General features: G+C 71.3%; 13 protein-coding genes. 3 read left to right on the top strand and 10 right to left on the bottom strand.

Annotated elements, in window-relative coordinates; translation table 11 throughout:
• Window positions 1-39: 39 nt before the first annotated feature.
• Both hxlA and hxlB read right to left on the bottom strand, forming a co-directional pair.
• Entirely contained in the window at window positions 40-678 is a 639-nt protein-coding gene (hxlA, locus tag AC3E6M_RS03980) for a 3-hexulose-6-phosphate synthase (protein ID WP_138172244.1), read from the bottom strand.
• Between the two features lie 46 nt (window positions 679-724).
• Window positions 725-1,297 carry a 6-phospho-3-hexuloisomerase gene (hxlB, locus tag AC3E6M_RS03975; RefSeq protein WP_138172245.1) on the bottom strand — a complete coding sequence of 191 codons (573 nt, stop codon included), beginning with the start codon at window positions 1,295-1,297 and terminating at the stop codon, window positions 725-727.
• A 109-nt stretch (window positions 1,298-1,406) separates the two neighbouring features.
• Here hxlB and AC3E6M_RS03970 point away from each other — a divergent pair, with 109 nt between their 5' ends.
• Complete coding sequence (locus AC3E6M_RS03970) at window positions 1,407-2,234, top strand: LuxR C-terminal-related transcriptional regulator (RefSeq protein WP_138172246.1); 828 nt, start codon at window positions 1,407-1,409, stop codon at window positions 2,232-2,234.
• 122 nt (window positions 2,235-2,356) lie between these two features.
• On the top strand, window positions 2,357-3,346 hold the full coding sequence (locus AC3E6M_RS03965; RefSeq protein WP_138172247.1) for a methyltransferase family protein: 990 nt from the start codon (window positions 2,357-2,359) through the stop codon (window positions 3,344-3,346).
• Here the strand turns inward: AC3E6M_RS03965 and AC3E6M_RS03960 are convergent.
• The 6 genes from AC3E6M_RS03960 to AC3E6M_RS03935 all read right to left on the bottom strand — a co-directional run bounded on the left by AC3E6M_RS03960 (window position 3,332) and on the right by AC3E6M_RS03935 (window position 10,875).
• The gene (locus AC3E6M_RS03960; RefSeq protein ID WP_138172248.1) at window positions 3,332-4,600 is read right to left on the bottom strand and encodes an amidase family protein; all 1,269 of its coding nucleotides are present in this window, start codon (window positions 4,598-4,600) and stop codon (window positions 3,332-3,334) included. The genes AC3E6M_RS03965 and AC3E6M_RS03960 overlap by 15 nt on opposite strands.
• Window positions 4,597-6,030 (bottom strand): MFS transporter, encoded by a 1,434-nt coding sequence (locus AC3E6M_RS03955; protein ID WP_490529104.1) that lies wholly within the window; start codon window positions 6,028-6,030, stop codon window positions 4,597-4,599. Before AC3E6M_RS03955 ends, AC3E6M_RS03960 begins: the two co-directional genes overlap by 4 nt.
• 69 nt (window positions 6,031-6,099) lie before the next feature.
• Window positions 6,100-6,783 (bottom strand): helix-turn-helix transcriptional regulator, encoded by a 684-nt coding sequence (locus AC3E6M_RS03950; RefSeq protein WP_490529103.1) that lies wholly within the window; start codon window positions 6,781-6,783, stop codon window positions 6,100-6,102.
• Window positions 6,784-6,841: 58 nt separating this feature from the next.
• Window positions 6,842-8,431: a benzoylformate decarboxylase gene (gene mdlC / locus AC3E6M_RS03945; RefSeq protein ID WP_490529102.1), complete on the bottom strand. Its 1,590-nt coding sequence runs from the start codon at window positions 8,429-8,431 to the stop codon at window positions 6,842-6,844.
• Between the two features lie 17 nt (window positions 8,432-8,448).
• Window positions 8,449-9,903, bottom strand: coding sequence for an aldehyde dehydrogenase family protein (locus AC3E6M_RS03940; protein WP_490529101.1), 1,455 nt, complete (start codon window positions 9,901-9,903; stop codon window positions 8,449-8,451).
• A 3-nt stretch (window positions 9,904-9,906) separates the two neighbouring features.
• Complete coding sequence (locus AC3E6M_RS03935; RefSeq protein WP_490529099.1) at window positions 9,907-10,875, bottom strand: lactate/malate family dehydrogenase; 969 nt, start codon at window positions 10,873-10,875, stop codon at window positions 9,907-9,909.
• A 136-nt stretch (window positions 10,876-11,011) separates the two neighbouring features.
• Between AC3E6M_RS03935 and AC3E6M_RS03930 the strand changes: the two genes are divergently transcribed.
• A complete protein-coding gene (locus tag AC3E6M_RS03930; RefSeq protein ID WP_138172254.1) occupies window positions 11,012-11,941 on the top strand; it encodes a LysR family transcriptional regulator in 930 nt (309 codons plus the stop codon).
• Window positions 11,942-12,037: 96 nt separating this feature from the next.
• On the opposite strand, the gene AC3E6M_RS03925 is transcribed toward AC3E6M_RS03930, so the two are convergent.
• Both AC3E6M_RS03925 and AC3E6M_RS03920 read right to left on the bottom strand, forming a co-directional pair.
• Window positions 12,038-13,060, bottom strand: coding sequence for a CNNM domain-containing protein (locus tag AC3E6M_RS03925; protein WP_490529098.1), 1,023 nt, complete (start codon window positions 13,058-13,060; stop codon window positions 12,038-12,040).
• Window positions 13,057-14,460 carry a hemolysin family protein gene (locus AC3E6M_RS03920; RefSeq protein ID WP_490529097.1) on the bottom strand — a complete coding sequence of 468 codons (1,404 nt, stop codon included), beginning with the start codon at window positions 14,458-14,460 and terminating at the stop codon, window positions 13,057-13,059. Before AC3E6M_RS03920 ends, AC3E6M_RS03925 begins: the two co-directional genes overlap by 4 nt.
• Between the last annotated feature and the right edge of the window lie 227 nt (window positions 14,461-14,687).

Below are 14,687 nucleotides of genomic sequence, written 5' to 3'. Positions count from 1 at the left end.
CACCTTTCGGCACCGAACCCCCGGCTCTCACGACGCTGATCAGGCCGCAGCGGTCTCCGTGATCGCGGCGCGCAGCTCGGCGGCCGCGGCTGCCACGTCGTCGGCGCTGTAGATCGCGCTTCCGGCGACCGCGAGGCGAGCGCCCGACTGCTGCACGGCGGCGATGGTCTGGGCGTTGATGCCGCCGGCGACCGAGAACGAGACACCCGAGGCCTCGCCGTCGCGGAGCAGCGTCTCGAAGGTGAAGCCCTCCTCGGCCTGCTCGTCGAGACCGGCGTGCATCTCGACGAACTCCGCACCGAGCGCGGTGACTTCCTTCGCCCGGGCGGCCTTGTCGGGCACACCGATGAGGTCGACGACGACACCCTTGCCGTGCGCCTTCGCGGCCTTCACGGCACCGGCGATCGTGCTGTCACCGGCGACGCCGAGCACGGTGACGAGGTCGGCGCCGGCCTGGAAGGCCATGTCGGCCTCGAGCTCACCGGCATCCATCGTCTTCAGGTCGGCGAAGACGATCTTGTCGGGGTGGGCGTCTTTGATGGCGGTGATCGCCGAGAGTCCGGCGCTCTTGATGAGCGGGGTGCCGAGCTCGAGCACGTCGACGTACGGCGCGGCCTTGCCTGCGAGCTCGAGCGCGTGCTCGGTGGTCAGGGTGTCCATGGCGAACTGAAGCTGCATGGGGATGTCCTTTCGGTGGGGTGTGGCGCCGGGTTCCCGGCGCGGGTCATTCGAGATTCGCGTGGCGGGGCCACAGGTCGTCGGCGGAGTGACCGCTGCGCTGCCAGAGCGCGTGGAACACGGCGTCGCCGACGAGACCGACGGACTGCTCGAAGAGGCTGCCGGCGTACTGGGCGGATGCCGTGCCCGAGCGGTCCGTCTTCGTCGCCGCCGGGATGACCAGGGTGGTGTCGGCGATCTCGGACAGCGGTGAGGAGTCCGTCGTCGACACGGCGAGGACGCGCGCGCCGACGTCGGCGGCGGTCCTCGCGGCCTGCACGATTCCGCCGGTGGTGCCCGATCCGCTCGCGACCAGCAGCAGGTCGCCGCGCCGGATCGCCGGGGTCGTGACCTCGCCGACGACGTGCACCGTCAGGCCGAGGTGCATGAGCCGCATCGCGGTCGAGCGCAGGGCCAGCCCCGACCGGCCTGCGCCGTGGACGAAGACGCGGTCGGCGTCGGTGAAAAGCCCGAGGGCGTCCTCGAACGGCACCGGGTCCGCGTCACGAAGCGCGGTGACGACGTCCTGGAGCTCGCTGCCGATCGTGCCGAGGGAGTCCGCGACGGTGGTGTGGGGCATAGGACGATCGTCGTCGCGATCCGCTGAAGCCGCTGCTGCCCGGCCAGGCGGCATCCCCACCCGATCGGGTGGGACCATTCTTTCGGGTAGGACAGGTAGGTTCGGCCCTATGGCGACAGACGGCGAGATCCACGCGAGCCGTTCGGCCGCCTCCGAGCATGCCCGCACCGTGGCGGAGCAGGCCGATCGGCACGCCCTGACCCTCGAGTCGATCCTCGCCGCGCTGAGATCGACGCGCCTGTCGGACGCGGCTGCGCGGGCCGAGGCCGTCGAGATCGCGTCGGCCGCGCTCATCGAGCTGCGCACCGCCACGGACCGGCAGCGCAGCACGCTCCTGGAACCCGTGACGGGGGCGTTCTCGCGGCTCCGCGCCGACCTGCGTCCGCTCGTGCGGTTCGGCGACCTCGACGTGCAGTTCGTCGAACCTCCCACGACCGGCCGCGCCCTCCCCGGCGACGTGGCCCACAGCGCGCGGGCGATCGTCCGCACCGCCGTGCTCGCCCTGGTCGACGACGGCGCGGCGCGCCGGGTCCGCATCCAGTGGGACTGCGACGGCCGGAATCTGCTCATGCAGTTGCGCGACGACGGCGCCGGCTCGCTGGACGTGCACGACGACGCCGTCCGGCCCATCGCGGAGCGCGTCGTCGCACTCGAGGGGACGCTCTCCGTCGCCTCCACGTCCGGCTGGGGCTCCACGGTCGACATCTCGCTGCCCCTCGACCCTTCGCCCCACACGGTCGAGTCGGCCACCGACTCCGACCTCACGGACCGCGAACGAGAAGTCCTTCGCCTGGTGACGACGGGGGTCGGCAACCGCGAGATCGCCGAGGGACTCGGTATCAGCCTCAACACCGTGAAGTACCACGTCGCGAACCTCCTCCGGAAGCTCGGCGCCCGCACGCGCGCCGAGCTCGCCGCCGCGGCCGCCCGAGGGTGAGGCGCGGGGCCGCCGACGCGCGCGCTCAGCTCACCCACGTTTCCCGGGGTGACCGGCGCTTCGACGCGAACGCGGATCCTCTCGAGGAACGCGGGTCCTCTCGTGCTCGCACCCAGCGGAGAATGGATGCCGTGACCTCGGCATCCGCCCTCGCCCGGCTGTACTTCGCGGCGCAGGCTGCGGCCGGCGCCGCGTGGTGGGTCGCCGTCTTCACGGTGCCGCTCGTGCGCGACGCCACACTCGGCGACATCGACGCAGTACTGCTCGCGCCATTCGACATCGGCCTGTTCGTCGTGGCCTCGGGGCTCGCCGCGGTCCTGCCCGTGCGGGCTCGCACCGTCGCGGCGGCGATCGCCACCGCGTGGACGGTCGTCGTCACCGCCGGGCTCGGCGTCTACGCCACACTGACCGGGTTGGCGGGGTGGGGTGTCATCGCGATGACAGGCGCGTCGCTCGGGTCGCTGGGGGCGCTCGCCCTGCTCGTGTGGGGCCGCATCCCGACGGGGTGGATGCTGATCGGCCCGTTCGCGTTCCGCACCGCGCGGGCGCGCCGGTCGCCGTTGCCGCACGTGGTCGGGACGCTCGGTCAGATCGTCGCATTCTGGGCGGTGTTCTTCGCGGCGATCCCGGCGGTGCTGTCGAGTCTCGAACAGAGATGGGGACTCCACCTCGACCTCGGGGCCGGTGTGCGCGTGGCCGGAGTGGTGCTGTTCGTCGCGCTCGGCGCCGCCGCGTTCTGGTCGGCGGCCGCGCTCTCCGTGAAGGGCGGAGGCACACCCCTGCCCTCGGCGATGCCGAACCGGCTCGTGATCGCCGGCCCGTACCGGTGGGTGCGCAATCCCATGGCGTCGACGAGCATCGCGCAGGGCGTGGCCGTGGGCATGGTGCTGTCATCGTGGATGGTGGTCGCCTACGCCGTCGCCGGCGCGCTGGTGTGGAACTTCGCGGTCCGCCCCCACGAAGAAGCCGATCTGGCCGCGAAGTTCGGCGCCGACTTCGACCGGTACCGCGACGAGGTGCGCTGCTGGATCCCGCGGCTGCGGCCGGTGGCGCCCCTGCCCGCACGCTCGGTGAGCGCACGGGCAGGAGCCGCGGGCTCACCGCCCGGATGAAAGGAGACCGGCGACGAGATCGGCGACGGCGAGCGTCCGGGCGTCGTCGTTGCGGCGTCCCTGGACGGTCAGCCCGATGGGGTCGCCCTCCACCGGGATCGGCACGGTGACCATCGGCGCGCCGAGGATCGTGCCCGGGCCCGTGTGCCGCGTGTACAACGCGAAGACGGACTGCTCCCGTCCGCGGTGCACGATCGCCGTCCCGCCGCGCGACGGGGGAGCGGATGCCGGGGTGGTCGGGAAGACCATCGCGTGCAGGTCGTGCCGTGCGAACACGTCCTCCGACAGTCGCCGCGCCTCGAGGGTGTCCTCTTGCGCGCGGGCGTAATCGGCGGCCGAGACGGGATGCCGGTGCACGTGCTCCAGGAAGGCGGCCACATCCGGCGACTGCACCCCGCGGCGCAGTGCGTCGAACGCCTCGGCGGGCGGGAGGCCGAGCGCACAAGCGGCCGCGGCACCGAGTTCCCGGGGCGCCTCGAACTCCACGATCCCCGGCTCGGCCCGCACCGTGCGGGCCAGCACCGGCGCGAAGTCGACCTCCACCACGTCGATCGACGCACTCATTGCAGCGATCGCGCGGCGGAAGGCTTCCTCCGTCGCGGGGTGCAGGTCGTCGACGAGTTGGCGAGGGATGCCGAGTCGCACCCGACCGAGCGTGGTCGGAGTACGGGCCCCGGTGACCCACCCGTCAGCTCGGATCGCCTCTCGGACGGTCCGGGCGAAGACTCCCGGGGTATCCCGCGTCCAGGACAGACCCACGATGCCCGCGGTGGACCAACGGCCCGTGCTGGGACGGAATCCGACGACGCCGCAGTGGCTCGCGGGGATCGACACGGAGCCGCCCGTATCGGTGCCGAGAGCGACGGGCACGAGGCCTGCGGCCACGGCGGCGGCGCTTCCCCCGGACGACCCACCCGCCGACAGGTGGGGTGCAGCCGGGACCCGTGCCGCACCGTAGGCGACATTGTCCGAGGTGACACCGAGGGCCAGCTCGTGCATGTTCGCCGTCCCCACCACGACTCCACCGTGACGCCGGAACGCGGCGACGACGGGGGCGTCGGCGTCTTCGGGCCGCACATCGAGCACGCGGCATCCGGCCGACCGCCGGAACCCGCGGACCGCGATGTTCGCCTTCACCGCGACGCTGAAGGGGGCCTCGCCCGCCGCCGACGTCTGAGCGGCGAGCCGGCCGGCGTCCGCGACCTCGATCCAGACGCCGGCCTCGGAGGCCGTGACGACCTCGGGCTCCCTCACGCCGAGATCTCCTCGAGCGAACGGTTGCGGGTGCGCGGGGCGAGGAGATTCACCACCGCCCCCACGACCAGGAACCCGATCAGGCCCAGCAGCGTCCCCAGCAGCGGGAACTGCGAGAACACGCCGACGAGGAGGAACACACCGAGACCGCCACCGATGTGGCCGATGCTGTCGGCCAGGGCGTACGCGGTCGTACGGAAGCGCGTCGGGAAGCTCTCGGCCGTGAGGGCGTACTGGGCGGGCACCCAGATGTTCTGCCCGAAGAAGACGATGACCGCACCGATCAGGGTCGCCGCCGTCGCCCCGCCACCGCCGACGACGATCAACGCGCCCACGACCGTGATGGCGCCGCCGATCAGCATCCACCACTTGCGCTCCACCCGGTCCACGACCGACCGTGCCACGATCGCGGCCGCGATGAAGCCGGTGAGTCCCACCGCACTGACGATCCCGGCTTCCGCGGGAGTGTAGCCCTGGCGGACGAGCACCGAGGTGAAGGCACCGGCGAAGGAGTAGATCGTGACGTAGCCGAGCAGCCAGGCGCTGCCGATCACGAGGAGACGCCGCAGGTAGACCGGCGAGGTGAAGAGCTCCCGGACGCCGGCGAGCGTCCCACCCACGTGCACACCGGTGTCGCGGCTGTCGTCCGCGGTCTCGGGGAGCAGCGGCTGACGCCGGGTGGCGCGCTCCTCCATCCGGGCCACGATCGCCGCGGCCTCGGCATCCCGCCCCTTGCCGGCGAGCCAGCGCGGAGATTCGGGGAGCGCGATGCGCAGCACGAGCGAGAAGGCGGCGAGGATCGCACCCACGCCGTACACCCAGCGCCATCCGGTGTCGAAGGTGTCGGATGCCACGGCGAAGGGCAGCCCCTGCGGCCACGGCGTCATGGGGGTGGTGAGGAAGAGACCGAGCCAGATGCCGAGAGCGGAACCGAGCGCGGCCATGACGAACAGGACGCTGGTGTACCGGCCGCGCATGCGGCGCGGAGCGATCTCGCTCACGTACACGTTGATGATCGCGAGGTCGGCGCCGATGCCGATACCCGTGACCAGTCGCGAGAGACCGAACGTGGTCTCATCGACCGCGAACGTCGAGAACAGCGAGCCGAGCCCGGTGATCACCATCGCGATGATGAGCAGGCGGTGCCGCCCGAAGCGATCCGAGAGCGGCCCCAGCACGAGCGCGCCGATGCCGTAGCCGAGCAGGCTGAGGAAGATCGGCAGTCCGATGAACTGGTCGGACGTGGCCGGCGTGCACCCGCCGATGATCTGCGCGCACGTCTGCACGAACGAGACGTTGATGTTGAAGATGTCGTACTGGACGAAGAGCATGCCCAGGCCGATGGTGAGGACGGAGATCGCACTCAATCCCCAGCGGGGAAAGCGATCGAGGCGGGCCAGGGGCGAGACCCCGGTGCGGAGCGTGGACATGTTTCTCCCAGAATGATCGAGCCGGTGCTTGCGGTCGAGCATCCTCCGCCGCGTCTCGCGGCGGCATCGTCATTTCTGACGAGGGCCCCCGGCGAGCATCACCAGCGACGTGCGATTCTGGGCGCCCGTCCGCGCGAACGCCTGCGCCAGGTGGGTTCGCAGCGTCGGCAACGAGACCCCGAGACGGTCGCAGATCGCACGGTCGGTGAGCCCCTCGGCCAGGAGCGCCACGATCTGACGCTGCCGGGGAGTGAGCATGTCGCTCCCCGCCGGGACGTCGTCGTTCCACAGGCGGTGGACGAGATCGCCCACGGCCTGCAGCTTGCGCACGTCGTCGGGTGTGAAGGCACCCGAACGCTGGGACCGCCACACCCGCAGGTCGATCGTGCCGACGGACGGGGTCGGTGCGAAGTAGTTCATTCCGTGGAACATGCCCGAACGGAACAGGAAGTCCCGCACGAACTCGTCGCGCGTGTCTCGCCGCGGACTGATCGCCGACGCGCCGCGCGCGCGGAGGAACCGGGGCGTCATCGTGTCGACGTACCGATACCGGGTGTCGTACGCGCGCAGCTGATCGTCGGCGAAGTGGACCCCCACCGGGTCGGCGTAGGGACCCGACGGCGTCCAGCGGTACGACACGAACGCGTCCGCATTCACCGCGCGCAAGAGCTGCCGCCCCAGACGCGCACGGCGGTCCGGAAGCGGTGCGTCGGCGGTGAGCGTCTCCATGATCTTCCACGAGACACGCGCCATGTGATCCTCCTCGCGCTCCGTTGCGCTGACGATAACCCGGCCGATCGCTCCCTGTGTTTCAGCGTTGCGACTGCTGTGTGACGACGACGAGTCGCGGACCGGTCGCGCTCGCCGCCTGGCGGACGACCTCTTCGAGATCATCGAGTCCGTCGACCCGCCGACTGTCGATACCGTACCCCCGCGCGAGAGCCACGGGGTCGAGGCCGGGCAGATCGAGATACCCGCCGTCGGGGACGTCCATGAACCGCGAGAACCGCTGCAGGGCGCCGTACTCCTGGTTCTGGCAGATCACGAAGGTGACGGGGATGCCGTATCTCGCCGCCGTCCACAGCGCCGACGGCGTGTACTGCATCGCGCCGTCGCCGATCAGGGCGATCACCGGGCGTTCGCGGTCGGCCAGCTGAACGCCGACGGCGGCGGGGAGTCCCCAGCCGAGCCCGCCGTTGGCGGGGAAGTAGTAGGACTGGGCCCGCTCGAACGTGAGCCTCGCCCACAGCGCGTCGGCGGAGGTCCACTCCAGCACGACCACGGCGTCATCGGGCTTCGCGCGGTCGATGGCGTCGAGGATCGCCGAGGCCGAGTGCGCACCGTTCGACTCCGGCGGCGCCGGGTCGAACACGAGAGCCTCTCCGGGTACCGACGCGCGCCGTCCGACCCGAGCGCTCACCCGCGCCGCGGCGTCGACCGGATCGCCCACTGCCAGCTCTCCCATGGCCGCTCGCGCCGCCTCAGCGGGGTCGGAGGTGACGCCGATCAGCCGCGCCCCTGCGGCGAGCGGCGCCCCCTCGACGAACTGGTGGTAGCGGAACACCGCGGCGCCGAGGGTCAGCACGAGGTCGTGCGCGGCGAGCGTCTCGGCCACGGCTCCCAACCCCGTGGGCAGGATGCCGCGGAAGTGGGGATGCCGCGTGGGGAACGGCGCACGGGAGGGGCTCGGCGCCACCCACACGGGTAGCCCCGCACGCTCGCTGAGCGCTCGGGTGGCAGCCCACCCGGCTTCGGTGTCCACTCCGGGGCCGAGGACCAGGACGGGGGAGCGGGCGCCGTCCAGGGCCGCGGCGATCTCGTCGACGGCGGCGTCGGCGACGACCGGCGCCCCAGCGACGCGCCGGGTCGACAGCGGCGCCGCCTCGGCGGCATCCATCGGTCGCGCCCAGTCATCCAGCGGCACGGACACGAGGACCGGCCCCGTCGGCGCCGACTGCGCCAGCAGCGCCGCCTGCGAGACGGCGAGCGGGACGTCGTCAGGGCGCAGCGGCTCGGTCGCCCATTTCACCAGCGGGTCGGCGAGCCGTGTCGCGTCGACGTTGGTGAGCATGGCGTTCAGCGGCACGTAGCGCCGGCTCTGCTGCCCCGCGATCACCAGGAGCGGCACGTGTGCCGCCGCACTGTTGGTGAGGTTCCCCATCGCGTTGCCTGTCCCCGACGAGGAGTGCAGGTTCACCACCCCAAGGGTGCCGGAGGCCTGCGCGAAACCGTCGGCCATCGCGATCGCCGCGCCCTCCTGCAGCGCGAGGACGTATTCGATGTCATCGGGAAGGTGCTTCAGCATCGTCAGCTCGTTCGAGCCGGGGTTGCCGAAGATGCGCGTGACTCCGCGGGCGCGCAGCACGTCGTAGAACGCCTGGGCGACGTCGACGGCAGGCATGGGATCCTCTCGGCGGTTCAGAACGGGTAGGTGGCGACGTCCGCCTGCATCGTGACCCATTGGGTCTCGGTGAAGGCCTCGATGTTCGCCTCGTGGCCGCCGAAGCGCGCACCGGTGCCCGAGGCCCCGACGCCACCGAACGGCGCCTGCGACTCGTCGTCGACGGTCTGGTCGTTGATGTGCAGGATGCCACTGGGGAGGCGGTCGGCCAGTTCGTAGGCGCGGAACGCGTCCTTGGCGAGGATGCCGAGGGAGAGTCCGTAGTCGCTGGCGTTGACCAGCTCGACGAGCTCGTCGATCGAGCCGAAGCGCGTCACGGGGGCGACGGGACCGAAGATCTCCCGTTGGAAAGCGGCGTGGTCGGCCGTCACGTCCGCGAGGACGGTCGCCTCGTAGAACAGGCGGTCGTAGGACCCTCCGGCGGTGACGCGTGCGCCCGCGTCGACGCTCTCCCGCACGATCGCGTCGATCTTGTCGCGCTGACGCTCGTCGATGATGGGGCCGAGCGGCGCCCCGGTCGCGGGGTCGCCGGCAGGCAGCGCGGCCGCCTTGGCGCTCAGTGCTGCGACGTAGTCGTCGTAGATGCTCTCGTGCACGATGTGTCGTCCGGTGGTCATGCAGATCTGCCCCTGGTGCAGGAACGACCCCCACGCGCCGGCCGACGCGGCCGCGGCCACGTCGACGTCGCCGAGCACGACGAGGGCGTTGTTTCCGCCGAGCTCGAGGTGCGCACGCTTGAGCAGCTGTCCCGCGCGGGCTCCGATCACACGGCCCGCCTCGGTGGATCCGGTGAAGGAGATCACGGGCACGGCGGGGTGGTCCACGAGCGCGGAGCCCACCTCCACGCCCCCGGGGAGGACCGAGAAGACGCCGGCGGGGACCCCCGCCGCCTCCAGCACCGCGGCGAAGAACAGGCCGCCGCTCACGCTCGTGCGCGGATCGGGCTTGAGCACGACGGCATTGCCGAGGGCGAGGGCGGGAGCGATCGAGCGGGCCGACAGGATGCCGGGGAAGTTGAAGGGCGAGATCACCCCGACGACGCCGACCGGGCGGCGTCGCGCCAGGCTGAGTCGGGGGCGTGCCGAACGCAAGAGCTGCCCGTACGGCATGAGGGCCGTCGCGGCGGCGAGGTGGAACTCGTTCGCGACGAGCCCGGCTTCGAACTGCGCCTTTCCCTGCGCCGAGCCCGCCTCCTCGCTCAGCCAATGAGCGAGCGTGTCGGTGTTCTCTTCGAGGAGGGCCCCCGCACGTCGCAGCACCGCGGCGCGCTCTTCCGCGGGGAGGGCGGCCCACGGGCCCTGGGCGCGGCGCGCGGACTCGACGGTGCGGGAGAGGTCGTCGGCGGTGGCGATCGCGACGCGCGCGATCTCTCCACCGGTGGAGGGGGAGACCACCGCCGCCGTCTCGGGGGTCGAGACCCACGATCCGTCGAAGTAGCGGCCATCCCAGGTCTGCGGGTCGAAGAACGTCATCGGTCAGTCCCTTCCTGCGCCGGAGCGCGTGAGTGTGCCCGCGCGGCGCGCCTTCTCGGCGATCGCTGCGGAGGCGAAGTCGACGGCCGAGCGTTCGGCGTCGTCGAGGTAGTCGAGCGGGATCGGGACCACGCCGCCCTCACGGACCACGGCCCGGAGCGTCACGTGCGCGCCGGAGCCGTCGGCATCCGTTCGCCACACTGCCACGGGCATCGGCTCGTCGGCGGCGAGCCCCGCGATCGTTCGTGCGGAGCCGAGAGGTGTCGTCCACCCCGAGCTGCGGCCGGGGCGGAGGTCCGACCAGCGGCGGAACCATCCACGCGCGTCGGCGTCGATGCGCGCCCGCTCGTCGGTCGTGAGCGCGCGCGGGGCGCCGTCGAGACGGATGCCGCTCCACACCGGAACCTGGCCGTCGCCGTGCTCGCCGACGACGAGCGCATCGACGCGGTCGGGCGATACACCCAGCTCTCGCGCGACGGCGGCGGTGAAGCGGACGCTGTCATTCAGGCAGTAGCCGAAGATGCGCGCGGGGTCGATCGCGCCCTCGTGCGCGAGGCAGGTCGCGAGCACGTCGGCGGGGTTGGTGAGCACGAAGACGAGCCCGGCATCGCCCGCGAGGTGCGTGATGGCCGGGAGCAGGGCACGCATCACGCCGAGGTTGCCCTCGAGGAACGCCTCGCGACTGCCGTCGGGCGTCTCGGGGAGCGAGGCGGCGAACACGACGAGGTCGACCGGGGGGTGCGTCTCGACATCCGCGAGATCGCCCGCGGTGAGGCGCGTGCGTGTGCGCCCCGCGACGATCTGCGCTTCGCGCATGTCGATCGCGTGGGCCGCCAGCACGTTGTGCTTCAGATCGAACAGCACGACCTCATCGACCGTGTCGGCGAGCGAAAGCTGATGGGCCAGTCCCGAACCGGTCAGCCCCGAGGCCCCCAGGATCGCGACCCGGCGCGGGGTCCAGTGCTGCTCCATTGCTCACGTCCTTCCACGCCGTCCCTGGCGCTCGTTCCATTCAAGGCGCCGATACACCCCACGTCCAGACGAGGTTTCGCATGATCCGCATAGAATCCCTCTATGGAGCGCGGTTGCTCCACGAGAGGACTCCGCCATGGCATCCGTTGATCTCGACCTGCTGCGCACTTTCGTCGCCATCTACGAACGGCGCAGTCTCACGCTCGCGGCCGGCGTGCTCAACGTCACCCAGCCCTCGGTGAGCTACGCGCTCGGGCGTCTGCGTCGCGACCTCGGCGATGCCCTGTTCGTGCGGTCGTCGGCTGGAATGGAACCCACCGCCCGCGCCGAACAGTTGTACGCCGTCGCCCGCCCCGCCATCGACGGCATCGACGACGTGGTCGCCGGCCGCGACTTCGATCCCGCCACCGCCCGCACACGCTTCCGCGTCGCGCTGACCGACATGGGTGAATTCGCCTACCTCCCCGTGCTCATGGAGCGACTCGCGCGCGACGCCCCGGGGGTGAGCCTCGACGTCGTCCCGGTCGATGTCGACGCGGTCGATCGGTGGATCGCCAGCGGAGAAGTGGATGCCGCCGTCAGCAGCGCCGCGCCGACGGGACGCACCGCGACCGTGGAACTCTTCGCCGAGACCTACGTCTGCGTCGCGCAGTGGCCCGAGTCGCTGCGGGGCGTCCCGCTCGCGGCGGAGGACCTGTCACCGCTCCGGCTGGCACTGATAGACACCTCGGCGGGCCACGATCGCGTGGGGCGAGCCCTCGATGATGCAGGTGTCACCCCCGCGTCCGTCCTGCGGGTGCACCACTTCTCCACGCTCCCCGAGACGCTGCTGCGGTCCAAGGGCGCGGCGATCGTCCCGAGGCGAGTGGCCGCTCTCTTCTCGGCGCGATGGCCGCTGTCCGCACGCCCCCTCGGTGACCTCGTCGAGGGCTTCCACGTGCGCCTCTTCGCCAACCCGGCGCTGCACCCCACGGGCGCACGCCGGTGGTTCCTCGCCGAGCTCGAGGCGGCCATCCGCTCCTTCGCCGACGGCGACGACCCCGGCAGCGACGTCCTGATCGGGTGAGAACCGGAGCCCCGCGGTCATCGCGCGTTCGGGGCGCGAGCCGCCGTTCGGGGCGCAGGAGTCGCGCCCCGAACGGAAGTACACGGCCCGAAGGAATCAGCTCGCCGCGTCGGCGAGCTCGCCCGGGCCCGGCAGGATCTGCTTCAGCAGGTCGTCGAGCGTCACGACGCCGACCAGGTGCGCCCCGTCGACCACCGTGGCCAGCTGCACGCGGCGGCGGCGCATCCGGGCGAGGGCGTCGTAGGCCGAGTCGCCCGGAGCGAGCACGAGCGGGTCCCGCGCGATCTCGCGCGCCGGGGTCGACGGATCGACCTCGAGGGTGTCGCGCACGTGCGCCACACGCGATGTCGGGCCCGTGCCCACGAGGACCCGCAAGTGCGTCGACGACGCGGCCACGGCCTGCACGTCGGCCGCGGTGGCGTCCTCGGGCACCGAGGTGGGGGTCCGGTCGCCGCGCACGATCTCGCCGACCGTCAGCGTGCTCAGCTCGATCGCCTGCGCGATCGGAGCCGAGTACTGCTCGTCGAGGGTTCCGGCACGGCGCGAGTGCGCGACCAGCTCACGGATGGTGTCGGCGTCCTGACCACCGGCGGCGGCCTTCTCCACCGGCTCGACGCCCGACGCCCGCACGAGGCGGTTCGCGATGCGATTGATCCACAGCAGGAAGGGCCGCAGCGGCCACGTCAGTGCCCGGGCCAGGATGCCGGTCGCCTTCGCCGCGGTCTCGGGGTGCGCGATCGCCCACGACTTGGGGGCCATCTCTCCGATCACCAGGTGCAGGAACGTCACCACGATGAGCGCGAGCATGAACGCGATGACGTCCGCGAGGACAGAGGGGAGTCCCCACGTCTCGAACACGGGAGCGAGCGCGTAGTCGATCGCCGGCTTCGTGATGGCACCGAGCAGGAAGGTGCACGCCGTGATGCCCAGCTGGGCGAAAGCGAGCATGACGGTCAGCTCGTTGACGCCGCGCAGTGCGGCCCGAGCGGAAGCGCTCGTCGCGGCCTCCTCCTCGAGCCGGTGCCGTCGCGCGGCGAGGAGGGCGAACTCGACGATGACGAAGAAGGCGCTCGCGATGATGAGCGCGGCCGTGATCAGCGTGACGACCCACCAGCTCATCGGGTCACCTCCTCGTCCACCGCATTCATCGGTGAGGCCGGCTCGGCATCCCGGTCGATCTCGTGCAGACGCACGACGAGTTGCGAGGGCACGTGCCGGTCGATCTCGGTCACTTCGACCTCGAGCCAGCGCTCGAAGTGGAGACCCTGGACGACCTCGCCGGCCCGCTCGGGCACGTCGATGCGGACGATGTCGCCGACCGCGGGCAGGTCGCCGCGGGCGTCGATGACGAGACCGGCGGCGGTCTCGATGTCGGAGGTCGCCAGGTCGTGGCCGATGAGGCGTTCGAGTTCGTCGAGGTGCAGGTCGCCGGGGACCGTCCACGCCGCATCGCCCATCGCGGCGACTTCGTCGACCTCGGTGTCATGTTCGTCCGAGAGCTCGCCGATGACCTCTTCGGTGAGGTCTTCGATGGTCAGGATGCCGTCGAAGTTGCCGTACTCGTCGACCACGCACGCCAGTTCGTTGCGGCTGTGCCGCATGCGGTCGAGCGCGACGGGCAGGAGCATCGAGGTCGGCAGGACCACGGCGGGGCGCATCACCGATGAGACGGGCGCGTCCGGATGCGGCTGCTCGCGCAGCACGTCGATGAGCTCGACGACGCCGACGGGGGAGTCCTCTTCCCCGATCACCGGGTACCGCGTGTGGCCGGTCGCCATGAGCGCACGCACCTCGCCGACGGTCGTCTCCGGTCGCACCGAGCCGACCTGCGAGCGGGGGATCATGGCGTGCTCGACGTCGCGCTGCGGGAAATCGAGGATGCGGTCGATGATCATCGAGAGGTCGTCGGGCAGATCGCCGCTGGCGCGGGATTCCTCGACGATCGCCTCGAGATCGCGCGCGGTCGCGCTCTCGTCGACGTCCTCGAGCGGCTCGATGCGTACGAGACGCAGGAGTGCGTTCGCGGCGACGTCGAACACCGTGATGAGCCAACCGAACGCGAGCAGGTAGATCCGCGTGGGAACGGCGAGTGCTCGGGCGAGCGGCTCGGGGTTCGCGATGGCCAGGTTCTTCGGGTACAGCTCGCCGAAGATCATCGTCACGATCGTGGCGAGCAGCAGCGCACCGACGGTACCGATGACGATGGAAACCGCCGGATCGACCCCGACACCGCCGAGCAGCGTGCCGATCGACGCGCCGATCAAGGGCTCCGCGACGTAGCCGATCAGCAGGCCGGTCACGGTGATGCCCAGCTGGGCTCCCGAGAGCATGAACGACGTGCGCTGCGTGATCGCGAGCACGCGTTTGGCCTGCGCATCGCCCTTCTCGGCGCGGGCCGACAGCTTCGCCCGGTCGACGGACATGTACGCGAACTCCTGGGCGACGAAGAAGCCGCAGGCCGCGATGATCGCGAGCGTGATGACCACACCCAGCAACAGCGTCAGGACCGCTGTCAGCATCCGATTTCACCCCCTCTCGAAACGAGGGGGCTCGAAGATCGGCCCTCCTGGTCGGTGGAGGTTCGGTGAGGGCTCACGGGTGTTCTCTCTCGTGGGTCGTCAGAGTGGTTCGACAGAGATTATCGGCACCGGCTTTGAATGTGCTGTGGCGAGCGACAGGCACCAGCGAGATGGCAGAATGAGGGTCCCCGCATTGCCTCGCTTCCCGGCGTGGTCCCGCCCTTTGC

The sequence above is a fragment of the Microbacterium sp. SCPM-O-B-15248 (M128) genome, from assembly GCF_058214835.1.
This window is presented reverse-complemented; position numbering and strand designations above follow the sequence as displayed.